The sequence below is a fragment of the Flavobacterium zhoui genome (assembly GCF_042787235.1).
Classification (GTDB): domain Bacteria; phylum Bacteroidota; class Bacteroidia; order Flavobacteriales; family Flavobacteriaceae; genus Flavobacterium; species Flavobacterium zhoui.
Genome location: NZ_JBHZPY010000001.1, coordinates 52,116 through 78,037, shown reverse-complemented (window position 1 = coordinate 78,037; position 25,922 = coordinate 52,116). Strand labels below are relative to the sequence as shown.

Annotated in this window: 25 protein-coding genes; 13 read left to right on the top strand and 12 right to left on the bottom strand. The window is 34.8% G+C overall.

Annotated elements, in window-relative coordinates; genetic code table 11:
• Positions 1 to 40: 40 nt before the first annotated feature.
• Entirely contained in the window at positions 41 to 1,840 is a 1,800-nt protein-coding gene (gene uvrC, locus ACFX5F_RS00385; protein ID WP_379848845.1) for an excinuclease ABC subunit UvrC, read from the bottom strand.
• A gap of 127 nt (positions 1,841 to 1,967) precedes the next feature.
• Between uvrC and ACFX5F_RS00380 the strand changes: the two genes are divergently transcribed.
• The 4 genes from ACFX5F_RS00380 to ACFX5F_RS00365 all read left to right on the top strand — a co-directional run bounded on the left by ACFX5F_RS00380 (position 1,968) and on the right by ACFX5F_RS00365 (position 5,121).
• On the top strand, positions 1,968 to 2,954 hold the full coding sequence (locus ACFX5F_RS00380; protein WP_379848843.1) for a succinylglutamate desuccinylase/aspartoacylase family protein: 987 nt from the start codon (positions 1,968 to 1,970) through the stop codon (positions 2,952 to 2,954).
• 115 nt (positions 2,955 to 3,069) lie between these two features.
• Positions 3,070 to 4,356 carry a pyridoxal phosphate-dependent decarboxylase family protein gene (locus ACFX5F_RS00375; RefSeq protein ID WP_379848841.1) on the top strand — a complete coding sequence of 429 codons (1,287 nt, stop codon included), beginning with the start codon at positions 3,070 to 3,072 and terminating at the stop codon, positions 4,354 to 4,356.
• Complete coding sequence (locus tag ACFX5F_RS00370) at positions 4,301 to 4,876, top strand: 5-formyltetrahydrofolate cyclo-ligase (RefSeq protein WP_379848839.1); 576 nt, start codon at positions 4,301 to 4,303, stop codon at positions 4,874 to 4,876. The genes ACFX5F_RS00375 and ACFX5F_RS00370 overlap by 56 nt, the downstream gene beginning before the upstream one ends.
• 44 nt (positions 4,877 to 4,920) lie before the next feature.
• Positions 4,921 to 5,121 carry a hypothetical protein gene (locus ACFX5F_RS00365; protein WP_379848837.1) on the top strand — a complete coding sequence of 67 codons (201 nt, stop codon included), beginning with the start codon at positions 4,921 to 4,923 and terminating at the stop codon, positions 5,119 to 5,121.
• 61 nt (positions 5,122 to 5,182) lie between these two features.
• Here the strand turns inward: ACFX5F_RS00365 and ACFX5F_RS00360 are convergent, their stop codons facing one another.
• The 8 genes from ACFX5F_RS00360 to gdhA form a co-directional block, all read right to left on the bottom strand.
• On the bottom strand, positions 5,183 to 5,782 hold the full coding sequence (locus tag ACFX5F_RS00360; RefSeq protein WP_379848835.1) for a lipoprotein signal peptidase: 600 nt from the start codon (positions 5,780 to 5,782) through the stop codon (positions 5,183 to 5,185).
• A gap of 85 nt (positions 5,783 to 5,867) precedes the next feature.
• Positions 5,868 to 6,248 carry a TraR/DksA family transcriptional regulator gene (locus ACFX5F_RS00355; RefSeq protein WP_073209154.1) on the bottom strand — a complete coding sequence of 127 codons (381 nt, stop codon included), beginning with the start codon at positions 6,246 to 6,248 and terminating at the stop codon, positions 5,868 to 5,870.
• 6 nt (positions 6,249 to 6,254) lie between these two features.
• On the bottom strand, positions 6,255 to 9,713 hold the full coding sequence (gene ileS / locus ACFX5F_RS00350; RefSeq protein WP_379848833.1) for an isoleucine--tRNA ligase: 3,459 nt from the start codon (positions 9,711 to 9,713) through the stop codon (positions 6,255 to 6,257).
• Positions 9,714 to 9,974: 261 nt separating this feature from the next.
• Positions 9,975 to 10,187, bottom strand: coding sequence for a helix-turn-helix transcriptional regulator (locus ACFX5F_RS00345; RefSeq protein WP_379848831.1), 213 nt, complete (start codon positions 10,185 to 10,187; stop codon positions 9,975 to 9,977).
• Positions 10,174 to 10,638: a hypothetical protein gene (locus ACFX5F_RS00340; protein ID WP_379848829.1), complete on the bottom strand. Its 465-nt coding sequence runs from the start codon at positions 10,636 to 10,638 to the stop codon at positions 10,174 to 10,176. The genes ACFX5F_RS00345 and ACFX5F_RS00340 overlap by 14 nt, the downstream gene beginning before the upstream one ends.
• 110 nt (positions 10,639 to 10,748) lie before the next feature.
• Complete coding sequence (gene recO / locus ACFX5F_RS00335) at positions 10,749 to 11,462, bottom strand: DNA repair protein RecO (RefSeq protein WP_379848827.1); 714 nt, start codon at positions 11,460 to 11,462, stop codon at positions 10,749 to 10,751.
• 63 nt (positions 11,463 to 11,525) lie between these two features.
• Complete coding sequence (gene porZ / locus ACFX5F_RS00330; RefSeq protein WP_379848825.1) at positions 11,526 to 13,814, bottom strand: type IX secretion system anionic LPS delivery protein PorZ; 2,289 nt, start codon at positions 13,812 to 13,814, stop codon at positions 11,526 to 11,528.
• 125 nt (positions 13,815 to 13,939) lie between these two features.
• Positions 13,940 to 15,283, bottom strand: a complete 1,344-nt coding sequence (gene gdhA, locus ACFX5F_RS00325; protein ID WP_379848823.1) for an NADP-specific glutamate dehydrogenase — start codon at positions 15,281 to 15,283, stop codon at positions 13,940 to 13,942.
• A gap of 277 nt (positions 15,284 to 15,560) precedes the next feature.
• Between gdhA and ACFX5F_RS00320 the strand changes: the two genes are divergently transcribed.
• Positions 15,561 to 16,364 carry a THC0290_0291 family protein gene (locus ACFX5F_RS00320; protein ID WP_379848821.1) on the top strand — a complete coding sequence of 268 codons (804 nt, stop codon included), beginning with the start codon at positions 15,561 to 15,563 and terminating at the stop codon, positions 16,362 to 16,364.
• A 113-nt stretch (positions 16,365 to 16,477) separates the two neighbouring features.
• Here the strand turns inward: ACFX5F_RS00320 and ACFX5F_RS00315 are convergent, their stop codons facing one another.
• On the bottom strand, positions 16,478 to 17,623 hold the full coding sequence (locus ACFX5F_RS00315; RefSeq protein ID WP_073209168.1) for a cystathionine gamma-synthase: 1,146 nt from the start codon (positions 17,621 to 17,623) through the stop codon (positions 16,478 to 16,480).
• Positions 17,624 to 17,724: 101 nt separating this feature from the next.
• On the opposite strand from ACFX5F_RS00315, the gene ACFX5F_RS00310 reads away from it, so the two are divergent.
• Positions 17,725 to 18,468: a DUF3298 and DUF4163 domain-containing protein gene (locus ACFX5F_RS00310; protein WP_379848819.1), complete on the top strand. Its 744-nt coding sequence runs from the start codon at positions 17,725 to 17,727 to the stop codon at positions 18,466 to 18,468.
• Positions 18,469 to 18,637: 169 nt separating this feature from the next.
• On the opposite strand, the gene ACFX5F_RS00305 is transcribed toward ACFX5F_RS00310, so the two are convergent.
• Entirely contained in the window at positions 18,638 to 19,096 is a 459-nt protein-coding gene (locus tag ACFX5F_RS00305) for a DinB family protein (RefSeq protein ID WP_379848817.1), read from the bottom strand.
• A gap of 77 nt (positions 19,097 to 19,173) precedes the next feature.
• Here ACFX5F_RS00305 and ACFX5F_RS00300 point away from each other — a divergent pair, with 77 nt between their 5' ends.
• The 5 genes from ACFX5F_RS00300 (at position 19,174) to nadD (ending at position 22,715) form a co-directional block, all read left to right on the top strand.
• Positions 19,174 to 19,524, top strand: coding sequence for an arsenate reductase family protein (locus ACFX5F_RS00300; protein ID WP_379848815.1), 351 nt, complete (start codon positions 19,174 to 19,176; stop codon positions 19,522 to 19,524).
• Positions 19,524 to 20,405, top strand: a complete 882-nt coding sequence (locus ACFX5F_RS00295) for a DMT family transporter (protein WP_379848813.1) — start codon at positions 19,524 to 19,526, stop codon at positions 20,403 to 20,405. The genes ACFX5F_RS00300 and ACFX5F_RS00295 overlap by 1 nt, the downstream gene beginning before the upstream one ends.
• A 203-nt stretch (positions 20,406 to 20,608) precedes the next feature.
• Complete coding sequence (locus ACFX5F_RS00290) at positions 20,609 to 21,469, top strand: YicC/YloC family endoribonuclease (protein WP_379848811.1); 861 nt, start codon at positions 20,609 to 20,611, stop codon at positions 21,467 to 21,469.
• A gap of 84 nt (positions 21,470 to 21,553) precedes the next feature.
• A complete protein-coding gene (gene gmk, locus ACFX5F_RS00285; RefSeq protein ID WP_379848809.1) occupies positions 21,554 to 22,129 on the top strand; it encodes a guanylate kinase in 576 nt (191 codons plus the stop codon).
• Positions 22,130 to 22,133: 4 nt separating this feature from the next.
• On the top strand, positions 22,134 to 22,715 hold the full coding sequence (gene nadD, locus ACFX5F_RS00280) for a nicotinate (nicotinamide) nucleotide adenylyltransferase (protein WP_379848807.1): 582 nt from the start codon (positions 22,134 to 22,136) through the stop codon (positions 22,713 to 22,715).
• Here nadD and ACFX5F_RS00275 read toward each other — a convergent pair whose 3' ends face one another.
• The gene (locus ACFX5F_RS00275) at positions 22,716 to 23,714 is read right to left on the bottom strand and encodes a LysR family transcriptional regulator (RefSeq protein WP_379848805.1); all 999 of its coding nucleotides are present in this window, start codon (positions 23,712 to 23,714) and stop codon (positions 22,716 to 22,718) included.
• Here ACFX5F_RS00275 and ACFX5F_RS00270 point away from each other — a divergent pair.
• Positions 23,699 to 24,469, top strand: coding sequence for a type 1 glutamine amidotransferase domain-containing protein (locus tag ACFX5F_RS00270; RefSeq protein WP_379848803.1), 771 nt, complete (start codon positions 23,699 to 23,701; stop codon positions 24,467 to 24,469). The two genes, ACFX5F_RS00275 and ACFX5F_RS00270, sit on opposite strands and share 16 nt — an antisense overlap.
• Positions 24,470 to 24,473: 4 nt before the next feature.
• Positions 24,474 to 25,637, top strand: a complete 1,164-nt coding sequence (locus ACFX5F_RS00265; RefSeq protein ID WP_379848801.1) for an iron-containing alcohol dehydrogenase — start codon at positions 24,474 to 24,476, stop codon at positions 25,635 to 25,637.
• Positions 25,638 to 25,922: the final 285 nt, after the last annotated feature.

Here is a 25,922-nt window from a genome sequence, read left to right as displayed (position 1 = left end):
AAGCAGCAATTTGGTAGGTAATAGAATTGGGCTGTATTAATTAATCATTTGTTGCCTTGTAAAATTCGACAATTTTTTTGGCTTTTGATATACCTATAACGTCAGAAATTTCTTTTTCTGCAGCCAACTTTAATCTTTTAACACTCTTAAAATGTTGAATTAATGCGAGCATTGTTTTTTCTCCAATTCCAGGAATGCTTTCTATCGAAGAATTTAGTGCCGCTTTACTCCTTTTATCTCTATGATGTGTAATCCCAAAACGATGCGCCTCATTACGCAATTGCTGGATTACTTTCAGGGTTTCTGATTTTTTATCCAAATACAAAGGGATGGAATCACCGGGATAAAACAACTCTTCCAATCTTTTTGCAATACCAATTATGGCAATTTTTCCTCTCAAACCCAACTCATCGATACTTTTCAATGCCGATGACAATTGTCCTTTTCCACCGTCAATAATAATTAAATTCGGTAGCGGTTCATTTTCATCGAGCAATCGTTTGTATCTTCTGTAGACGACTTCAGTCATCGAAGCAAAATCATCCGGCCCTTCGACTGTTTTTATATTAAAATGGCGATAGTCTTTCTTACTCGGTTTTCCATCCTTAAAAACCACACAAGCCGCTACAGGATTTGTTCCTTGAATATTCGAGTTATCAAAACATTCAATATGTCTTGGTTCGACTGGCAATCGCAAGTCTTTTTGCATTTGGGCCATAATCCTTTTCGTATGGCGATCCGGATCTACAATTTGAAGTTGTTTCAATTGTTCAATTCGGTAAAACTTAGCATTACGAATCGATAAATCCAGAATTTGCTTTTTATCTCCCAATTGCGGAACGGTGATTTTTATGTTTTCTCCCAAATCAACGTGAAAAGGAACGATTACCTCTCGAGACAACAAATGAAAACGCTCTCTCAATTCTATAATAGCCAATTCTAATAATTCTTCATCGGTTTCATCCAGTTTTTTTTTGATTTCCATCGTGTGCGAACGAATAATCGAACCATGAGAAATTTGGAGAAAATTCACATAGGCGGCACTTTCATCTGAAACTATCGAAAACACATCGATATTGGTGATTTTTGGGTTCACAATCGTAGAGCGTGATTGGTAATTTTCCAGTATTTCTATTTTTTCTTTGATTTTTTGAGCTTCTTCAAAATGCATGTCAGCGGCAAGATTCGTCATGACCCGTTTGAAATCTTTCATACTTTCCTTGAAATTTCCTTTTAAGATTTCGCGAATAGCATCAACTTGCTTTTGATAATTTTCTAAAGTTTCAAAACCTTCACAAGGCCCCATGCAATTACCAATATGATATTCGAGACAAACTTTGAATTTCCCGCTTTCGATATTGCTTTTACTTAAATCATAATTGCAGGTTCTAAGCGGATACAATTCTTTGATCAGTTCCAGAATAGTGCTCACCGTTTTAAAACTCGTATAAGGTCCAAAATATTCCGACCCATCTTTGACCATGCGTCTGGTGGCAAAAATGCGCGAAAAAGGTTCTTTTTTAATACACAACCAAGGATAACTCTTGTCATCGCGCAACAACACATTATATCGTGGTTGCAAGGTTTTTATTAGGTTATTTTCCAGTAAAAGCGCATCAGTTTCCGTAGGAACAACAATGTGTTTTATGGTTACAATCTTCTTTACAAGCACATTGGTTTTAGCTGTATCATGAATTTTATTAAAATAAGAAGACACCCTTTTTTTTAAATTTTTGGCTTTGCCAACATACAAAATTTTCCCTTCCTTGTCGTAATATTGATAAACACCAGGACTATCAGGCAAGGTTTGGATTTGAAGGGTTAAAGTTGCTAAATTCATGTAACAAAGTTAATCTCAAAAATCCCGAAATACAAATCAATGCTATTGAAATCTTTCTGTTGAAATTTTTGTTGGAATTTTTGTTTCTAATTCGTTATTATCCTTATTTTTATGGTTTCAAGAACTTATGATAAAAAATAATTCCGCACCAATAATAATTTTTGGCGAAAGCATTATCCCAGGCGAAAGCAAAACCGTCAATGTGGAAATCGCCCGATTGCATACCACAACAAAATTAAATATCCCCGTAATTGTTCGTCGTTCTAAAATTGACGGACCAGTTGTACTGTTTTCAGCAGGAATTCATGGTGACGAAATTAATGGTGTAGAAATCGTTCGGCAACTTATCAGTAAAAAAATAAACAAACCAAAAAAAGGAACTATCATCTGTATTCCTATTATAAACGTATATGGATTTGTCAATAAGTCAAGAGAATTTCCTGATGGACGAGATTTAAACAGAGTGTTTCCAGGAAGTAAAACCGGTTCTTTAGCCAGCAGATTTGCTTTTCATATATTGAGTGAAATCATGCCGGTTGTAAATTACGCCGTAGATTTTCATGCCGGTGGAGCCAGCCGATTCAATGCTCCACAAATTCGTCTCGCACAACATAATGAAGAATTAAAAATATTAGCTGATGTTTTCAATGCTCCATTTACTTTGTATTCAAAAAATATTGCGGGTTCCTTTAGGAGCGCAAGTGAAAAATTAGATGTGAAAATGCTGCTTTTTGAAGGTGGAAAATCCCTAGACATCAATAATCATATCGCCGATGAAGGCGTAAATGGAGTGAAACGATTGCTTTCCCATCTTGACATGTTAGATCCAAAACACAATGTAATGCAGCAAAAAACGCCAACTATCTATATTGAAAAATCCGGTTGGGTCAGAGCCAAATGTTCCGGCTTACTGCACGACTACAACACCATTGGAACCTTTTTGAAAAAAGGTTCCGTCCTGGCAACCATAACGGATCCTTATGGAAAATTTGAACGAAAAGTAAAAGCACCAAATGATGGCTACGTAATAAATGCAAATCTTTCGCCTATTGTATATGAAGGCGATGCTATTTATCACATGTCGAATACTACTGAAAATGGAGAGGAACAGTAGTTCTTTTGGGTAAATATTTATTTTATTAATCAACACTATTTTAGGGAAACCAAAACCTAATAATTATCATGTTTTTTATCGTTTTATACCAATAGTTTTGACTAAAACTATTGGTATGCAATTCTGGAAAAAATTACCCCAAAAAGAAAGACAAGAGCGCATTCAAAAAGCGTTGAACGAAAACGTGAATTTTGCCCATGATGCTTCCTTGGGTTATCCTGCATCTAAATTAGACGGAAAAGTATTCAATAGTGACGCTCCTTTCCTGAAAGATGCACCCACTCTTCAAACCTATGTAGCCAATCCCAATCATATTGGATGCCACACCCTTGGCACTTCCGAAAAAGCATTCAAAGGAACTCAGGAAATGGAACGTGAGGTCTTGAATGTTCTTGCCGTGGATATTTTCAAAGCGCAACCCGATTCTTTTGACGGCTACATTGCTCCCGGCGGAACAGAAGCAAATATTCAAGCCATCTGGATGTATCGCAATTATTTTATGTATAAACGGAATGCAAAACCTGTAGAAATAGCAATTATTGCCTCAGAAGACACTCATTATTCCATTCCGAAAGCTGCTAATTTATTGATGCTCGATTGGTTAAAAATCCCCGTTGATTTCAAAACCCGTGTCATCGATGTTTTTTCTCTCGAAAATATCATTATCAATGCAAAAGAGCGGGGTAAAAAATATTTCATCATAATTTCAAATATGGGAACTACCATGTTTGGCGCCGTAGACAATCCGGATAATTATATCCAGATACTGGAAAAACATCAGCTAACATATAAACTGCACATTGATGGAGCCTATGGCGGATTTGTTTATCCTTTTAGCAATAAAGATTGCGACATCAATTTTGAGAATCCAAAAATCAGCTCTATAACCATTGACGCACACAAAATGCTTCAGGCTCCCTACGGAACCGGCGTGTTCATTTGCCGCAAAGGTTTAATCGAAAACGTACTGACCAAAGAAGCAGAATATGTTGAAGGAATGGATTTGACGCTTTGCGGAAGCCGCTCGGGGGCAAATGCCATAGCGGTTTGGATGATATTATTCACCTATGGTCCTTTTGGGTGGTGCGAAAAAATACGTGTTTTACAAATGCGAACCGAGTGGCTATGCGAACAGTTGGATAAATTGAATCTGACTTATTTCAGGGAACCGTATATGAACATTGTAACAATTCCGTCAGAACACATTACCAAAGCATTGGAAGAAAAATACGATTTGGTTCCTCAAAAACACGGTAATGGCAATCAATGGTATAAAATTGTGATTATGGACCACGTTGAAGTGGATCATTTGAGTACTTTTATAACCGATTTAAAAGCGACTATTCATGCTAAAAAAGGAATTACGACAAAAATACAAAGCATTACGGAAACAACTTTCTGAAAATGAGTTGGAGGAAATGAGTTTGGCCATTGCCAATAAACTGCTGAAACTTCCCATTTGGGAGAAAAGCTATTTTCATATTTTCTTGCCTATAACGGAACATCAGGAAGTAAATACCGAATTTATTCTGCATCTGCTTTCTGGTAAAGACAAGGAAATCATTATTTCTAAAAGTGATTTTGACTCTAAAAAAATGACCCATTTTTTACTTACGGATAATACCAAAATTAAAAAAAACGAATACAATATCCCGGAACCTGTTGATGGTCCCGAAGTTTCGGGAGAAGTTCCTTCCCATAAAATTGAGGTGGTTTTTGTCCCGCTTTTGGCTTTCGATAAAAAAGGGCATCGTGTGGGTTATGGAAAGGGTTTTTATGACAAATTTTTATCAGAATGCAAACCGGAAACAATTAAAATTGGCCTATCTTTTTTTGAAGCCGAAGAATCAATTGCAGATGTCTTTGAAGGTGACATACAATTGGATTTTTGCGTTACGCCAAATTCAATCTATTCCTTTTAATTTTTTAATCCGTACTTTCGCAAAGGATAAAACCGAAACAAACTATGAAAATATTTAAAAATTCAAGATTCGCAGTAACTATTCTAGTTGCCATATTTGCGATTTCGCTATCTAACTGTGCAGTTAGGGTGGGAACAACATCAAACAGAGCCTCTTATAAGTCTAAGCAACTTCCTCCTGGACAGGCAAAAAAAATATATGGTGGAAAAAGTGCTAAACGTTACGCTCCAGGACAAAACAAATAAAAAAAAGACCTATTTCATAATTTGAAATAGGTCTTTTTTATTTTATGAAAGAGGGTTAAATCTATTTGTGATGAAAAGCTTTTTTATTGAAAAAAATCAAGATTCCCACACCTGTTGAAATAGCCATATCGGCTATATTGAAAATAGCATTAAAAAAAGTGAAATTTCTTCCGCCCCATATTGGCACCCAAGTAGGTAAATCTCCCTGCCAAAAAGGAAAATAAAACATATCGACTACTTTACCGTGAAACCATGTTCCATATGGTCTGTCTGTAAACAATGTGGCCAATTGCTGGTGACTGTCGTCAAATATAACTCCGTAAAAAACAGAATCTATTATATTTCCAAAAGCTCCTGCAAGGATTAATGCAATAGCCACAATTAAGTAATTAGAGCTGTGTTTTCTTTCCACAGAATCCCACAACCAATAGCCAATTCCACCTACGGCTACTAATCTAAAAAGCGTCAGGAATAATTTTCCGTAAGCTCCCGGAATTACAGTTCCCCAAGCCATTCCTTCATTTTCGATGAAAAGAATTTTAAACCATTTGAATACTTCAACTTCTTCTCCTAAAATAAAATTAGTTTTAATGTATATTTTTGAAACTTGATCAACAAGTAATATAATAAAAATAAGGAGATACGCTTTTCGTAATGACATTTTATAAATTTTAATGGCGTAAAAATAACAATTTAATCAAAAAAAACGCTCCCTTAGGAGCGTTAAATATTACACAACAACTGGTTTATCTTTGCAAATTTTTTGCTTCGATACTCATTGTAGCGTGAGGAACGATTTTCAATCTTTCTTTCCCAATTAATTTCCCGGTAACTTTACATACACCGTATGTTTTATTTTCTACACGGAAGAGCGCATTCTTTAAATCACGAATAAACTTCTCCTGACGAATCGCCAGTTGCGAGTTTGCTTCTTTAGACATAGTTTCGCTTCCTTCTTCGAATGCTTTAAATGTTGGAGACGTATCGTCAGTACCATTATTCAAATCATTCATATACGCACTTTTGATCAAATCTAGATCTGCTTGTGCTTTCTGTATTTTGTTAAGTATTATCTCTTTGAACTCTGCTAAATCTGCGTCAGAGTACCTTGTAGCTTCATCTACCATTTTGTATTATTTTGAAATTAATAGCATTGTTTTTATTTCGTCAAATTCAATTTCCGTACCGTTTTCTATTTCATCTACAAAAACCAGCTCACTAGTTAATGTTTCCGATTTAATATAGTCTACATTTTTAAGAATCGCTTGTTCCAAAAGTCCATTTCTTTTCAATTGAACCTTAATTTTATCAGTAACTTCAAATCCTGAATCTTTACGGATATTCTGAATTCTGTTTACCAATTCTCTTGCAATCCCCTCTTGCTTCAACTCCTCAGAAATTGTAATATCAAGCGCAACCGTTATTCCGTTAGCATTGGCAACCAGCCAACCTTCAATATCTTGTGATGTTATTTCTACATCTTCTAAAGTTAAAATTACGTTATTTCCTGCAATAACAATATTCAGACTTCCTTCCTTGTCTAATTGGCTGATCTGTTCTTTTGAAAATCCTTGTATTTCCTTAGAAATCAAGCCCATATCTTTTCCAAAACGGGGTCCAAGAGCCTTAAAATTAGGCTTAATTTGTTTCACTAAAACACCTGATGCATCATCCAAAAGTACGATTTCTTTTACGTTCACCTCTGCTTTTATAAGGTCAGAAACGGCCTCAATTTCAGCTCTCTGATTCTCGTCAAGCACCGGTATCATTACCTTTTGCAAAGGTTGACGCACCTTTATCATTTCCTTTTTTCTGAGTGATAAAACCAATGATGAGATGGTCTGTGCCTTCTGCATTTTGCTCTCTAACATTTTATTAACATAGTTTTCAACCGAAATTGGGAACTCCGCCAAATGTACACTGTCGTACTTTTCTGACTGTGTTGCTACTGTTAAGTCTCTGTAAAGTTTGTCCATAAAGAATGGAGCAATAGGTGCGCCAAGTTTACTTATGGTCAATAAACAGGTATATAAAGTTTGATAAGCAGCGATTTTGTCCTGCGCATATTCGCCTTTCCAGAAGCGTCTTCTGCACAAACGAACGTACCAGTTACTCAAGTTTTCCTGAACAAATTCGGAGATTGCACGAGCCGCTTTGGTTGGTTCGTAATCCGCATAAAAACCATCTACATCTTTTACCAAGGTGTTCAATTCTGAAATAATCCATTGATCAATTTCGGGTCTTTCATTTACTGGAATTTCTGTTTCTTCAAATTTGAAGCCATCAATATTGGCATATAAACTAAAGAACGAATACGTATTGTATAAGGTTCCAAAGAACTTACGTCGAACCTCAGCAATTCCTTCTAAGTCAAACTTCAAGTTGTCCCAAGGATTCGCATTCGATATCATGTACCAGCGCGTTGCATCAGGGCCGTATTCTTTTAATGTTTCAAAAGGATCTGCAGCATTTCCTAAACGTTTAGACATTTTTTGTCCGTTTTTGTCTAAAACCAATCCGTTTGAAACTACATTTTTATACGCTACTTTATCAAAAACTAACGTTCCTATAGCGTGCAAAGTATAAAACCAGCCACGCGTTTGATCTACTCCTTCTGCAATGAAATCAGCTGGAAAATCTTTATTTTGGTCAATTTTATCTTTGTTTTCAAAAGGATAATGCCATTGTGCATAAGGCATTGAACCCGAATCAAACCAAACGTCAATCAAATCAGCTTCACGCTTCATCGGTTTTCCCGAAGCAGAAACCAACGTGATTTCATCGACTACATTTTTATGCAAATCGATCAAATCATAATTGGATTCTTCCATATTTCCAATTTCGAAACCTTTAAAAGGATTTTCTTTTTGGAAACCTGCAACAATTGATTTTTCTATTTCGTTATATAATTCTTCTACAGAACCAATCAGAATCTCTTCCGATCCTTCTTCAGTTCTCCAAATTGGCAATGGAATTCCCCAATATCTTGAACGCGATAAATTCCAGTCGTTGGCATTTTTCAACCAATTCCCAAAACGACCTTCTCCCGTAGCTTTTGGCTTCCAGTTGATGGTTTCGTTCAAGTCAAACATTCTGTCTCTAACCTCCGTGATTTTTATGAACCAAGAATCCAAAGGATAATATAAAATAGGCTTATCTGTTCTCCAGCAATGTGGATAACTGTGCACGTATTTCTCAACTTTAAAGGCTCTATTTTCTTCTTTTAATCGAATGGCAAGTTCCACATCTATAGAACGTTCAGGAGCTTCGCCATCGTTATAATATTCATTTTTCACATATTTACCAGCATATTCACCAACATGTGACGTAAATTTTCCTTGTAAATCTACTAACGGAACCGGAGTTCCATTTTCGTCCAAAACTAACATTGGCGGAACTTCAGGTGTAGCTTCTTTGGCTACTTTTGCGTCATCAGCACCAAATGTCGGCGCCGTATGTACAATTCCCGTTCCGTCTTCGGTAGTTACAAAATCACCTGAAATTACTCTAAAAGCATTTTCTGGGTTTTGATAAGGCAATGCAAATAGCAACAATTGTTCGTATTTTATTCCAACTAAATCCGATCCTTTGCATTCAGCAAGAACTTGGTAAGGAATTTTCTTGTCTCCCTCTTTGAAATTTTCAAAATCAGCTGGTTCAGTACTTTCGAAGAAACCTTTTCCAAATTGTTTTCCAACTAAATTCTTAGCCAAAATCAATGTTGCCGGACGGAACGTATATTGATTAAATGTTTTTACTAAAGCATATTCAATTCTTGGGCCTACAGTCAAAGCGGTATTACTTGGCAAAGTCCAAGGTGTTGTCGTCCAAGCCAAGAAATAGATTTCATCTAAATCCAAAGCTTCTAATTTGTAATGCTGTAAATTTTTTGAAGTGATATAATCGTAAAACTTAGAGAACAATAATTCTTTGTGTTCTTCAATCACTTTAAATTGCGCTACAACTGTCGTGTCTGTTACATCACGGTAACTTCCCGGTTGATTCACTTCATGCGAAGACAATCCTGTTCCTGCTTTTGGAGAATACGGCTGGATTGTGTAGCCTTTGTACATCAAATCCTTGTTGTAGATTTGTTTCAAAATCCACCAAACCGTTTCCATATATTTGGATTTGTATGTCACATATGGATCTTCCATATCAACCCAATAGCCCATTTTTTCGGTCAAATCATTCCATACATCCGTATAACGCATCACGGTTTTTTTACATGCTTCGTTATATTCTTCAATAGAAATGGTTTTTCCTATATCTTCTTTGGTAATCCCTAATTCTTTTTCAGTACCTAATTCCACAGGTAAACCATGGGTGTCCCAGCCGGCTTTACGCTTTACTTGGAACCCTTTTTGAGTTTTATATCTGCAAAAAATATCTTTAATAGCACGAGCCATCACGTGGTGAATTCCAGGCAATCCATTTGCCGAAGGCGGACCTTCAAAAAATACGAATGGTGGGTTCCCTTCACGAGTGGTTACGCTTTTCTCGAATATGTTTTCTTTCTTCCAAAAATCCAAAACTTCTGACGCCACAGTTGGTAAGTCAAGTCCTTTGTATTCAGTAAATTTTGTGCTCATTTTATCCTTTTCTAAATCGAGGTGCGAAAGTAAGGAATTTTGAATAAATGAGTGAAAAGATGCAAAGAAAAAAGAGAAAAACGGGTAAAATATTTCACAATTAATATGAAAAAATTCACTTTTGGAGATCTTAAGCAAAAACCTCCTTTAAAATGTCTAATGATTTTGGTTTTTTGAATTTTAATTTCTAATAAATTTTATAAAGTATCTTTATTTTTAAAGACTTTGTATTTAATAGAATTTCTTATCAAATTGAAGTATTTAACCCTTATTGTCATCATCATCCAGTTCGAAAAAATCATTGACTGATTTTCCAAACAACCTTGACAATTTTAACGCCAGAACTGTTGATGGCACAAAGCGATTGGTTTCAATTGAATTTATCGTTTGCCTAGAAACACCTATTTTCTCTGCTAATTCCTCTTGGGTTAAATTTAAAATGGCGCGTTCTACTTTTAGTCTATTCTTCATCATACGCTCTTTTTAACTTTCTGAAAGTAATAATCTGAACACTAAGCAAAAGTCCTAAAATAGAAATATCCTTACTGCCCTCCATTTTAGGCATTGATGAGAAACTAAAAATAATAGCATAATGAATAAATGGCAACATTAAATACAATAATACTGTTCCTATAACTGCATAATTATACGATTGCAAACGAATTTTTGCAATTAACTCATCTTCCATTTTCTCTCGGGAAACTGAAATGACAAGCAATCCTAAAACCATAGTAGTCAAAGCTATTCTCTCAAATAAATCGTAGTATTTTACTCCGACCAAATACAGCTTAAGCGACGTAATAATTGAAAGAACTGAAACAATAAATAATACTAAACCAACAATTTTAAATTTATTAGGAAGTTGGTAGCCGGTGATTTTTTCAATTTTTTCGATTTCCCCTCCTTGTTTTGCTTGTGATTCCATAAAATTAATTAGTTAAAGCTTGCTTTCCATAAAGAATAACAAACTTGATTAAAAGACAAATATACTTTACTTTTAAAAACAAACCTATATCTTCTCAAAAATTTTTAAGTTTAAGAGAAAACTTCTTTTAAAACGTCCAAAGATTTTGGTTTTTTGAACCCGTCAAGGTGATAACTATAATAATCAATTAATATCTTCAAAACAATTTGCCTTTCAATGACATGAAATATTTTTTGATCATTATCGAATTTTAAGTCGATCAGTTTTTTAAACAAATTAGTTTCATGCTCCGTAAGTGAACTGATGGCGTGGAAAGGCGTGAAAATACCTTCGGTCATTTCGAAAAAAGGCATATCAATATCAGAAATATCCGGATAAAAGCCCAAATATTTTGTGGTTTCCAACATTAAAATCAAATGAAAATTAGCGATTTCGTCATGATTATCCAACCAATGCAAAGCCGTTTCCAAAAACGTAAATAAGTGTTCGTTTTTTTCTTCTTCGTGAATAGCATGGTGCAGAATTTCGGAAATAAACATCACGATTGTGCTTTTGTAAATATCCGAATGTATCGAATGAAAAGGCGCCGCTATTTTAATCTCCTTGAAATTCTCTAAAGTGCCTTTGTTTTTATGAACAGCTTCTATTTCAAGAATCGTCATCGGTTGAAAATAAGCAATCTTTTGAGTGGATTTTCGACTCGAAAAAGCATCCCGAACAAAATAAGATTTCAAACCATGCGAAAGCGTAAAGCACTTTACAATCAAGCTTTTCTCTTGGAATTTTAAAGACGAAATGACGATAGCTTTGGTTTTAACCTGCATATTAAATTACGAATTATTAATTACGAAATTACGATTTGGAATTCGTAATTTGGAATTATTAATTTATCTGATTATCATTACTTTTTTGACTTTGGTTTCTACTCCGTCTTGCGCCGAAATAAATATCATATACACCCCTGAGGCCACTTTGTATTTTCCAAAAGCAGTCGTATCCCACTCTGTTGTTCCTCCTTCTGATATCTTTTCGAAAACAAGATTTCCTTCAATATCCGTGATTTTTATATTAGCTTTGTCCAGTAATCCGGCAATTTTTATGGTTCCTTCATATTCTGGCCGTACCGGATTTGGATACACAAATACATTGTTTAGATCATCACTCGCTGCTGTCGCAACACCTTTGAATGAAACCAAACCTTTTGCAGTAGCGATAAAAACTTCTCCTGTTGTACTATTAATATCAATGTCATTTATAACATTACTAGGCAAAGGCGAATTGCTGGTCGTAAAATGATACTTGGTTTCCTGACCGTTTGGCGAGACTAAAAACACACCGGAATCGGCGGTGCCAATCCATTTATTATTGGCTCCGTCAACAACAATATCAGTAATAAATTGTTCGTAAAGTAATTCTTGCGCCAGATTATCTTCTAAAATAATTATGGGATTAGTAGTTAATTTATCATCGGATAAGAAACTACCAACATTAGGCAAAATTCGCAAACCTTTTGTGGTTCCTATCCAAAGTTGGTTTCTGTTATCGACCGCAACAACCCTTGCATCCGAAATAGGCAAATTACCCATATCAGGGCCCACTGTTATTTTTTTGAATTTATTGATACTTTCGTTAAAACCGACAACGCCATCTCTGTTCGTAGTAAGCCATTTAGTTCCATTTTTATCGATTGCCATTTTTCCAAAACTATTGTCAATCGCTGAATTCAGAATATTATCCATAGCGTAACTTTGCCATTGACCGCTGGATTTCAAAACCTTTAGTCCATTTTTTATTCTGCTGTTGGTAACCCAAAGATTCCCCGATTTATCAAATGCTGCTCCATTTATCCTAACATCAATATAACTTGGTCCAAGAAAGGTCAATGATTCAAGACCGCTATTGGTTTGGTTGTACAAAATTTTGGGTTCATCATTTACGATTTTTAGTAGCCCTGAGAAAAAAGAACTGGCATACACTTCATTTTCATTTGCGGGATTAACCGTAATTCTGGTTAATGATTTTGTTCCTAAAACTTTTTCGTAAGGGATATTTAACCATCCCTTCTTGCTAAATTTACTCACACCGTAACTATCTAAATCATACGGATTGTAATCCACAGTATAATCGCCATAGACGGTCCAAAGCGCATCCGAAGTTGTTTGAAGCGCAAATATATTATTCCGTAAAGGTCCCATAGGAGTACTGTTTTCAAAAACTGAAGTTGAAGAAAGAGAAGTCGTAATCATTCCGTCTTCTCTGGTTCCAATAAAAATGATGTTACCAATAATTGTTGCGCAAGTAATACTGGGATTGCTTTCGGTAATTTGGTTGGTATTTATTTGGCGAATGAGTGTCATTTCTTTGTTGTAAATATAAATGTTATTTACAGTTGTTACTATCAAATAATTAGCCGTAGCTCTTATATCTAATAAAGGTTGCGCTAGAGCTGTATATCCTATAAAAGTATTCGCGTTAGCATCATATTTATGAATATCCCCTGCAGCGTTCACCGCAAATAAATCGGTACTAAAAGTTGTTATGCCCGACCAACTCCCTGCGGCAATCAACTCCCATTGTTTATAATCCACTAAGTTTTTATTGGAAATAGCAGCCCTTCGTATTCCTGTATTTGAAGCAGCGTATATAAATCCATTGTAGTTTGTAGTTTGTGATATGCTTATTTCTGCACCATTCGCACCAATAAAATAGGTATCCCCAAACTGCAAAGTGGCCAAGTTAAACTGAACAATTCCAAAATCACAAGAGACATAAACAATCCCTTCAAATTCCATGAAATGATTGATTTTTTTTATGTTTGGTGGAAGTTGTTTGTTAATAATATCAACTATATTCAACATACTTCCATCAACTTCGTTTATGACTATCATCAACCCATTTTCATATCCAACCAATGTTTTATTAAATGTCTCACTATGATATAAAGATGAAATGGTCTGACCGGAAAGCCCGTCGACAGTATTGGTGGTTTTAATTAGGCTAGTGGTAGTATTTATAGAAAATAATGCATTTTCAGAAGCCGCATAAATTGTGGTGGACGATTCAGAAAGATCTGTGATTTCATTATAAGAAAAATAGCCTTGCCACAAGAAATTGCTTTGGGCAAAACCCAACTGTACTGTAATTAACACTACAAAATGTAAAATCCTATTTTTCATTATTTGCCTAAATATTGGTATACAAATATAGAACAAACGAAAGTATTAGAATTTTGTTACATAAAAAAAATGCCTTCCATCCTTAATATAGGTAGAAGGCATTTTAAATTATAATGAAAACTGATTTATACCACCCCTTGAGCTAGCATAGCATCAGCTACTTTTACAAATCCTGCAATGTTTGCTCCTTTTACATAGTCAACATATCCAGTTGCATCAGAACCATATTTCACACAAGAAGCGTGAATATTCAACATAATTCCTTTCAATCTTTCGTCTACTTCTTCAGAACTCCAGCTCAATCGTAATGAGTTTTGAGACATTTCTAAACCTGAAGTTGCAACTCCACCAGCATTTGAAGCTTTTCCTGGAGCGAATAATAATTTTGCTTTCTGGAAAACAATCACTGCGTCCGGTGTAGTTGGCATGTTTGCTCCTTCAGCAACACAGATACATCCGTGCGCTACTAAAGCTTTTGCCTCCTCTTCATTCAATTCGTTTTGAGTAGCACATGGTAATGCAATATCACATTTCACATCCCAAGGACGTTTCCCTGCAACATATTTTGCATTTGGATATTTAGTTACATAATCACTGATTCTAGCTCTTAACTCATTTTTAATCACCATTACGTGCGCTAGTTTCTCTGCATCAATTCCATCAGCATCATAAATATATCCTGCAGAGTCTGACATTGTAACTACTTTTCCACCTAATTGAGTTGCTTTTTCAGTAGCATATTGCGCTACATTTCCTGAACCGGAAACTACAACAGTTTTTCCTGTAAAACTATCTCCTTTTGTAGCCAACATACTTTGAGCAAAATATACCGCCCCGTAACCTGTTGCTTCTGGTCTGATTAATGAACCCCCGAAAGAAATTCCTTTTCCAGTTAAAACACCAGTAAATTCATTTCTGATTCTTTTGTATTGACCAAACATATAACCTACTTCTCTTCCTCCAACACCAATGTCTCCAGCAGGCACATCTGTATCAGCACCAATATGTTTACACAATTCTGTCATGAAACTTTGGCAAAAACGCATTACTTCATTATCTGATTTTCCTTTTGGATCAAAATCAGCTCCACCTTTTCCACCACCCATTGGCAATGTGGTCAAACTATTCTTGAAAGTTTGTTCGAAAGCTAAAAACTTCAAAATACTTAAATTTACTGAAGGGTGAAAACGAAGCCCTCCTTTATATGGTCCAATAGCTGAATTCATCTGAATACGATATCCTCTATTTACTTGAGTTTCACCTTTATCATCAATCCAAGTTACACGGAACATAATGATACGATCTGACTCGACCATTCTCTCCAAAAGCATTTTGTTTTGGTATTTTTTATTTTCTTCTATAAAAGGAATTACTGTTTCAGCAACTTCTAAAACTGCCTGCATAAATTCCGGCTCGTTCGGATTCTTTTTAGCAACCGATTCGATAAAAGTAGTAATACTTTGTGACATGATTAATAGATTATTAACGTTTAAGAAAACGTTTTCGTTAGTGAGTACAAATATACGTCTTCTAGGAATATAGCCCTCTTTTTTTTCATTTTATCAATAGAATTATCTTTTTATTAAGCAAATACAAAGAAATCCTTTTCTAAACCGCCATTTATCCCGAAATTGTTATGTTTTTCGTAATCAAATAAGGATATGTTCACTTATTTTAAATTTTTATTTTTTTAATTAATGAGTGATGTTTTTATATATTTGTGAAGATTTGAAAATTTAACTTATAATGATCAAACGCATACTGCTAACTTTATTTATCCTGTTGGGTTTTTCACATCATTCAAATGCACAGTTTGGATTTTCCCATGAAATAGGAGTTATTGCTGGGCCCATAGCCTTTCAATCTGACTATGGGGAACGCCACGATTTAAAAACCAATTCTGGAAATACTGGAATGGGAATTGGTATTATTCATTATTTAAATTTTTCTTACAGAGCTGATTGTAATTGCTATACTCCTGAAACTTATTTTAACGATCATTTCAAATTAAGAACTGAACTATCCTATAATAAAACCGAATTAAAACATTTTGGAGAATGGGTAGCGCCAAATAAAACTTCGCTTGGAGCAGATCAACTAAGAGCAATGAGAGGGAGTACTGCTATTACCAATATAGGAATGCAATTAGAATACTTCCCTTTAAGCATTCGTGATTTTACTTCAACAATTGGAAAGTTAGGTCCTTTTGTAAGTCTTGGAGCTCAATTCAGTTATTACAATGCCAAAGCATACTCAACCATGGGACCTTTAGGAACACCTTTGACTACTTTCCCTAAATATTTAACCCCAACTGATGGTCGCCCTTATGGTTTTTCTACCGAAGGAGGTAACGTATGGTCAGTGATTTCAAGTGTGGGAACCCGTTATAAATTAAGCCCATTAAGGGATTTAATGGTTGATTTAAGATTTCAGTATTTTTTCTCTAATTGGGTGGATGGTTTAAATCCTAATCCGGCTCTTTACAAAGAGAATAAAGCAAACGACTGGTTGGTTTGGTTTAATTTTGGCTACATATATTATCTACAATAGTAGAAATACAATCTTATTAAAAAGAATAATCCCCCAACTCTGAAAAATTTCAAAGTCGGGGGTTTTTTATTCTCTCCAAAACATTTCTAAAGGAGAGAAAACTAAATTATAAATTATGCCAAAGCTTGCTTCAAATCTTCAATTAAATCCTCGGCGTCTTCTATCCCTACGCTCAATCGAACCAGATCATCCGTAATTCCAATTTCTTTTCTTTTATCTTCCGGAATCGATGCATGTGTCATCAAAGCTGGGTGATTTGCTAAAGATTCTACTCCGCCTAAAGATTCTGCCAAAGTGAAAACTTTTAATTTTTCAAGAAAATCAATAGCATCCTCTTTTTTGCCTGAAACAAAAGTAAAGGAAACCATTCCTCCAAAACCGCTCATTTGCTTTTTTGCAATTTCATGGTACGGATGACTTTTCAGTCCTGGATAATAAACTCTTTTAATCTTTGGATGATTGTCTAAAAATTCAACTACTTTTTCTCCATTTTCACAATGTCTTTGCACGCGTAAATGCAATGTTTTAATTCCTCTCAGCACTAAGAAACTATCCATGGGTCCTAGTGTAGCTCCCGTTGCAAATTGTTGAAAATGCAACTGTTCTCCAAGCGCTTCGTCCTTTACAATCAAAGCACCAGCAATAACATCAGAATGCCCACCAAGATATTTCGTAGCAGAATGCATCACAATATCAGCCCCTAAATCTAATGGTTTTTGCAAATATGGAGTCGCAAAGGTATTATCTACAGCAAAAAGGATTTTCTTTGCTTTGGTGATTTTGGCAATTTCTTGAATGTCTGCCAATTTCATCAGCGGGTTTGTTGGGGTTTCTACCCAAACTAATTTTGTGTTTTCATTGATTAATGACTGGAATTTCTCCAAATCGTTCATATCAACAAAATGAAATTTAATTCCCGAATCTTTATAAATACGGGTAAACATTCTGTAAGTACCTCCGTATAAATCGTCCATGGCGATGATCTCATCACCAGATTTAAAAGAACGTAAAATACAATCCGTCGCCGCTAATCCTGACGAAAAAGCCAGACCTCGCGTCCCGTTTTCAATACTTGCTAATGCATTTTCTAATGCTGTTCTAGTAGGATTCGCGGCCCTGCTATATTCATAATCCGGATTTACCGGTTTTCCAGGACTTGTTTGCACAAATGTTGACGTCTGATAAACTGGAGGCATAACGGCTCCTGTACTTGGATCATGGTGTTGACCACCGTGAATAGCTTTAGTATTGAATTTCATATATTTATTTTAAAGTGCGAAAATGTTTCACAAATTTACCCTTTAATTTATTCTATCCAAGCCACAAGTTGATACCTTTGTATTTAATTAACATTTTTGAGATGAAACATATTATAATTTTTGCCGTATTGCTTTTTTCAATGACTCGTTGTTCTAAAGAATTAGCTTTTGAGGACCAATCTTTTCAGAAAAAAACAACTTTGCCATGCAAAAAAGAGTGTCCTCAAATCAGTGTGCGAATTCCGGTCGCAAAAGATGTCCCGGTCGTAGCTGACAGCATCAATAAAAAAGTATTTTCTGTTTTGAAAGAGATTATTTACTTTGGCGAAAAGCCATATACATCAACTGATTATAAAGGACTATTAGCTTCATTTATTGGCTCTTATGAAAAACTGCAAAAAGAATATCCAAAGGACGTTTTTGGATGGGAAGCAAAAATTGAAGGAAGTGTAAAATATCAGTCAGACAGTATTTTAAATATAGAAATCAAGCATTATACTTATACTGGTGGCGCTCACGGATATCAAGGTTTACGCTCTTTGATTTTTGATCCCGAAACCGGAAAATCTATTCCAAATAATAAATTATTTAAAGATAGAAATGCTTTCAAGGCATTCGCCGAAAAAAAATTCAGAGCTAAATATAAAATCCCTGAAAACCAACCTATAAACGCAACAGGATACCAATTTGAAGGCGAAAAATTCGAACTTCCACAAAATATTTTTTACACAGACAAAGGACTGCTTTTACACTACAATCCATATGAAGCTGCCTCATACTCAGATGGGCCTAAAGAATTATTGTTGTCTTATAAAGATATAAACGAATATTTGTCCATTAAATAGAAAAATGGTCTTTAAAAATCAAAACTTTTTTAAAGACCAAATAGTGTTTTTTAGGGATTGCCTAAACCCGATAATAATGAAAACTCTTTTACTTTTTTTCTTTAGAAAGTAAAAAATTGCAACGAATCGCGGGACACGAGTAAAGCGAACTGATGAAGTAAAATAGCTTCTAAATAAATTTTCTAATACCCATCATAATCCCAATGTGAAGCCCTTCGTGGAAATTACTGAAAGACATTGCATCCTCAGCATTTCTTAAAACATGATCGCCAGTTGAAGTTGTATATTCCATATAATCTTTGAAAATTTTATTGTCATAATCAACTTTGGTTTGATTGATGGTTTCAAACAATAAAGATTTAATTTCATCCACTTCGGCTAGTGTAGCGATATGTTCCGGCTTGGTTCCTTTTTTGTATTTCTCAACTAAATCATCAGAAATCATCATAGGCAAACCAGAAAGCTTATACACCAATAGTTGTTGTGCCACGATAATATGACCGATGTTCCAAATCAAATTATTACTGAATCCTTCCGGAATCGTGTTGAGTTGGTCAAGAGTGTATCCCGATAGAAATTTTGAAACCATATTTCTACTTGTAGTACTGACGTCGAATAATTGATTCATATTTTTATTTTTTTGATAAAAATAATCATTTTCCGTCTTAAATGAATTTTCTTTGCACAAAGAAATTACAACTTATTATGAATAAAATATATTATCTCGCTTCCTGCGACACTTGTCGAAAAATTATAAAATCATTGCCAAAAGACCATAATTTGAAGTTTCACGACATCAAACAAGATCCGATTACCGTGGAAGAACTGGAGCAAATGCGAGAACTTTCGGGAAGTTATGAGGCTTTGTTCAGTAAAAAAGCAGTCCTTTATAAATCAATGGATTTGAAAAATAAATCTTTGACCGAAGATGATTATAAGAACTATATTCTGGAACATTATACGTTCTTGAGTCGTCCCGTTTTTATCATCAAGGATAAAATTTACATCGGCAATACCCAGCAAAATATGTTGCAGGTAATGAAAGCGTTGGTATAATGTCCAAAAGAAATCTTGCACTAATTGGTGCCACAATTGTCTCCATAATTTACGGTGTCACGTTTACCATTGCCAAAGATGTCATGCCATTATATATTGATGCGTATGGCTTTATCTTGTTGCGCGCTGGCGGTTCCGTGATTTTATTTTGGCTGGCATGGCTTTTTATGCCAAAAGAAAAAATCGCGCGCAATGATTTCCCTAGAATTATTGCTGCCGCATTCTTTGGTGTGGCTTTTAATATGCTTACTTTTTTCAAAGGATTGAGCCTTACTTCTCCTATTAGTGCTGCTGTAATCATGGTTTCGACGCCTATGATTGTCCTGACACTTTCGGCCATTATCATGAAAGAACGCATGCAAAAACGAATGGTTTTGGGAATTGTTCTTGGCTTAATAGGAACTGCTTTTCTTATTCTTTACGGAAAATCCATTGGCAGTGCCACAAATGCCGGTTTGGGAAATTTCCTGGTTTTGGTCAACGCCATTTCCTATGGATTTTACCTGATTATCGTCAAGAAGTTAATGGATAAATACAATGCATTTACCTTTGTAAAATGGATTTATTTATTCGGTTTTATTATGGTTTTACCTTTTGGCTGGAGCCAATTTCAAACTGTGAACTGGGCTTTGGTTCCAATGGATATTTGCTGGAAAATAGGGTTTGTCGTGGTTTTTTCGACTTTCCTGACGTATTTGTTGAATTTGCTTTCGATGAAAGAATTAAAACCAACAACTGTTGCCGTTTTTATTTATTTGCAACCCTTGTTCGCCACCATTTTTGCAATTGGTTTAGGAAAAGACGAACTGAGTCTGGTCAAAATAGTTTCGGCCATTTTGATATTTATTGGTGTTTATTTGGTAACACAGAAAAAAAATTAGTTTTCAGTCCCAGTTTCTAGTCTCAGTGCTAAACTGAAATCGAGTCCATAAATGTTTAACCATTTTATTATGCTTTTTAACCATATAAGACATTTAAAAATCATACTGCTTAAATAAATGTAATTTGAACTTATCCCCAACTGAAAACTGTGACTGAAAACTGAACACTTTTTCCTTATCTTTGACCTCTTTTAGAAAATTATATGATACAATCAATGACGGGTTTTGGTAAAGCCACTTTGCAATTACCAACCAAAAAAATCACGGTAGAAGTAAAATCCTTAAACAGTAAAGGTTTGGATTTGAATGTGAGAATGCCTTCGCTGTACCGCGAAATGGAATTGGGTTTACGCAACCAAATTGCACTTAAGCTGGAAAGAGGAAAAGTAGATTTTTCTATTTTTATTGAAAGCACTGCGGAACAAACTTCTACGAAAGTGAATGTGCCGATTGTAAAAGCCTACATCAACCAATTGAGAGAAGTATACGCCGATGCTGATGAAACGGAACTGATGAAAATGGCTATTCGCATGCCGGATACCATGAAAATAGAACGTGATGAAATCGATGAAAACGACTGGGTACAAATCCAAACTGTTATCGAAGAGGCTTTGCAAAACATCTTGACCTTTAGAAAAGATGAAGGAATTTCTCTAGAAAAAGAATTTCAGTTGCGAATTGGCAATATTCGTCAGTATATGACCGAAGCTTTGGCACTTGATCCAGAACGCGTTCAAGCGATAAAAGACCGTTTGCAAATTGCAATTGCTGAACTTAAAGTGAATGTAGACGAAAACCGTTTTGAGCAGGAATTGATTTATTATTTAGAGAAATTAGACATCACTGAGGAAAAAGTGCGTTTGACAAATCACTTGGATTACTTCTTGGAAACCATCAACGGAACGGAAGCTAACGGCAGAAAATTAGGTTTTATTACCCAAGAAATGGGACGTGAAATCAACACGATGGGTTCGAAATCCAATCACGCACAAATGCAAAAATTAGTCGTTCAGATGAAAGATGAATTGGAAAAAATAAAGGAGCAGGTTTTAAATGTTTTATAAAAAATAGTAAGTAGAGACGCGATTTATCGCGTCTTTTTGCATAAAAATTAGAAGTGATTGCACATCTAAAACAACAACAATATAATGAGCACAGGAGGAAAATTAATAGTATTTTCGGCACCTTCGGGATCTGGAAAGACGACCATCGTTAGACATTTATTAGGAAAAGAAGATCTGAATCTTGAATTTTCGATTTCGGCAGCTTCTCGTGAGCCAAGAGGGGAAGAAGTAACTGGAAAAGATTATTATTTCATGTCTATCGAAGAATTTAAAAAACACATCAAAAACGAAGACTTTCTGGAATGGGAAGAAGTGTACCGAGACAATTTTTACGGAACCTTAAAAAGTGAAGTGGAACGAATATGGGCCAAAGGAAAAAATGTGATTTTTGATATTGATGTTTCTGGCGGATTGCGAATTAAACATAAATTCCCAAATGAAACGTTGGCCGTTTTTGTAAAACCACCAAGCATTGACGAATTGAAAATCCGTTTGAAAAAACGCTCTACCGAAAGTGATGACAAAATCAATATGCGTATTGCCAAAGCTTCTGTAGAACTAGCTACTGCTCCACAATTTGATGTTGTTATAAAAAATTATGATTTAGATATTGCTTTGGAAGAAGCCTATCAATTGGTAAAAGATTTTGTAAAAGATTAAATTAATGAAAATAGGATTGTATTTCGGAACATTTAACCCCATTCATGTTGGGCATCTCATTATTGCCAATCACATGGCGGAGCATGCGGATTTAGACCAAGTCTGGATGGTAGTTACACCTCATAATCCTTTGAAGAAAAAAAGCACTTTGCTTGATGATTACCACCGTTTACAAATGGTACATCTTGCCACTGAGGATTTCCCGAAAATAAAACCGTCGGATATTGAATTTAAATTGTCGCAACCTAATTATACCGTGAACACTTTAGTTCATTTACAAGGAAAATACCCAAATTACGCATTCTCCTTAATCATAGGCGAAGACAATCTCAAGTCTTTGCACAAATGGAAAAATTACGAAGTGATTCTTGAAAATCATGAAATTTATGTCTATCCTCGACTTTCAAGCGAAGCAGAAAATGCAACTTTCAAGAATCACCCAAAAATCCACATGATTGATGCACCTGTTGTAGAAATATCATCAACATTTATTCGGGACAATATCAAGAAAGGTAAAAATGTGCAGCCTTTGTTACCCGCAAAAGTTTGGGAATATATTGACCATAATAACTTTTATAAGAAGTAATTACCCCAAAACGTTTTTCAATTCCAGTTCAATTTTCTCAAAAATAGCACTCAAATTGTCATTTTTACCAGATAACAGAAAAACATCTGTACTAGGCATTTGTTTGCTATTCCATAACAATTGTATCTTTTTTTCCTTAATCAAATTCTTTGTGTTTATATTCCATACAACAGCAATTCCGTTATTTTTAGAAAGCATCTCTATCATTTCATATTCAGAGGGAATAATGTAGTTAGGAACCATCGAAGGTCTTTTTTTATTAAAAACATGTAACCAAAACAATTTGATATGCGGAATTTGAGCATTATGGCTGAACCATTTCTGGTCGTTTAACCAATGTTCAATTGAGTCAAAATCTTTACTTTTAATCTTTGATTTTAATTCTGAAGCGTCAATATTTGTGGAACCCACGATAATTTGTTTTATTTCGCCAAGTTTCTTCTGAATCGTGTCAAACGTATCGTATTGTTTAGTAACAACTGCAAAATCCAGCTTTTTAGAATCGACCAATTCAAAAAGGACATCATTTTCATGAAAGCTAAAATCGATGAATTCAAATTTTGAAAGTAGTGCACTTCCTAAACTGCTCATCAAATGTTTAGAGATTCCTATAGAAATTAATCGATTGGCATTGAACGCTTTGGCTCGAAAACCATTTTCAACATTTTCTAATCGGTCCAGTGCCTCAATGATTAAATTATTGAGTAACTTAGCATATTCTGTTGGTTCCACGCCTTTAGACTTTCTATTAAAAAGTTTATAACCTACATGTGCCTCTAACATTGCTATTTGCTGACTTACAGCCGGTTGACTGATAAACAATTCTTTGGCAGCGAGAGAAAAATTTCCATTTTTATAAACCGATTTAAAGGTTCTGTACCATTCCAGATTAACCATGATATAAATATATTTATCACAAACATAATTTAAATTATTTTTACTAATAGCATATTCGCCGTAAATTTGTAAAAACAAAATTAGAAATGAAGAAAATCGCATTATTCGTCATTATAGCATTAACCGTTAGTTGTACAACAGCAACTGCACAGAAACAAAACAAAAAAATTATGAAAAAAGTACTATTTGTTCTTACTAGTCATGATAAACTAGGAGATACCGGAGAAAAAACAGGATATTGGACTGAAGAATTTGCTGCTCCATATTACGAATTAGCTGATAAAGGTGTTCAAATTGATATTGCCACACCACTGGGAGGTCAACCTCCAATCGATCCAAAAAGTAATGATCCTTCTGCTGCAACCGAAGACACGAAACGATTAGATAAAGACACTGAAGTATTGGCAAAATTAAAAAACACGTATAAATTATCGGATGTGAAAGAATCTGATTATGATGCTGTTTTTTATCCAGGAGGTCATGGACCGCTTTGGGATTTAGCCGAAGACAAAAAATCAATTGCTTTGATTGAAGCTTTTTATACAAATAAAAAACCAGTTGCTTTTGTATGTCATTCCCCTGGAGCGTTGAAAAATGTGAAAGTAAACGGCGAATATTTAGTAAAAGATAAAAAAGTAACCGGATTCTCTAATACCGAAGAAGAAGCTGTAGGTTTAACTAAAGTGGTTCCATTTTTATTGGAAGATGCATTACAAACAAACGGGGCTACTTATTCAAAAGTAGGGGATTGGCAACCTTATGTGGTTGAAGATGGTTTATTGATTACAGGTCAAAATCCAGCTTCATCTAAATTAGTTGCTGAAAAATTATTAAATCAATTGAATTCAAAAAAATAAAAGTATGTTAAATTTCGAATTATACAATCCTACCAATTTAGTTTTCGGTAAAGGACAGATTGAAAAATTATCAACACTAGTGCCACAAGGAGCCAAAATCCTTTTGGCATACGGTGGCGGAAGCATTTTTAAAAATGGAATCCATGAACAAGTAATTAACAATTTAAAAGGTTTTGAAATCGTGGAATTCAGCGGAATTGAAGCGAATCCTCATTTTGAAACATTAATGAAAGCCGTTGCGATTGTAAAAGAACAAAACATTGATTTTATTCTTGCTGTTGGTGGTGGATCAGTAATCGATGGTGTGAAATTTATTTCGGCAGCATCACATTTTGAAGGAAATCCAATTGATATACTTAAAAAGAGAATTTTATTTAAAGATGTAACTAAAGTAGTTCCTTTCGGGACCGTTTTAACTTTACCTGCCACAGGAACTGAAATGAATTCTGGTGCAGTAATTACAATAGAAGCTACTCAGGAAAAACTAGATTTTGGTGGAATGGCAATGTTTCCAAAATTCTCTATTTGTGATCCAACGGTGATTGCTTCATTGCCAAAAAGACAATTGCAGAATGGCGTTGTAGATGCTTACACTCACGTTTTAGAGCAATATTTGACTTATCCGCATGAAGGGTATCTTCAAGACCGAATTGCAGAAGGAATATTACAAACTTTAATCCAAGTAGGTTCTGACGTAGTTGAGAATCCTAAAGATTATGCTTTGGCTTCTAATTTTATGTGGAGCTGTACCATGGCTTTGAATGGATTAATCCAAAAAGGGGTTCCTTCTGACTGGGCGACACACATGATTGGCCATGAATTGACTGCATTGTACGGAATTGATCACGCCAGAACTTTGGCTGTTGTTGGTCCAAATTTATATCGAGTGATGTTTGAAACCAAAAAAGGAAAATTAGCACAGTACGGAAAACGTATATTTAATTTGACGGGAAGTGATGACGAAATTGCAAATGAAGCAATCAACAAAACAGTTGAATTCTTTCACACGATGGGAATGGAAACCAAACTATCAGATTATACGAAAGACTTTGAAAAAACTGCTGATTTTATTGTAAAACGTTTTGAACAAAGAGAATGGAAAGCATTAGGTGAAAAACGGAATATTACCTTAGAAAAAGTAAAAGAAATTGTTGAAATGAGTTATTAATTCACTTGATAAGAGGCTGATTTAGCAGCCAGAATACAAAAAATAAAAAAGGCGTTCTCATACTTGTTATGGGCGCGCCTTTTAAAATACTAAAACAAAACTAACTAATTCAATTCTTATTATATTTATTAAATAACCGATTTATAATCATTTATAACGCAAATAACATATACATATTGTGTTAAATAATAAAAATAAAATGACTAATTGTAAATACTCATAATTCTCTATTATATAAACTACCGAAAATAGCGGTTTCTTGTTTCGATTTTATTTGTTTAATTA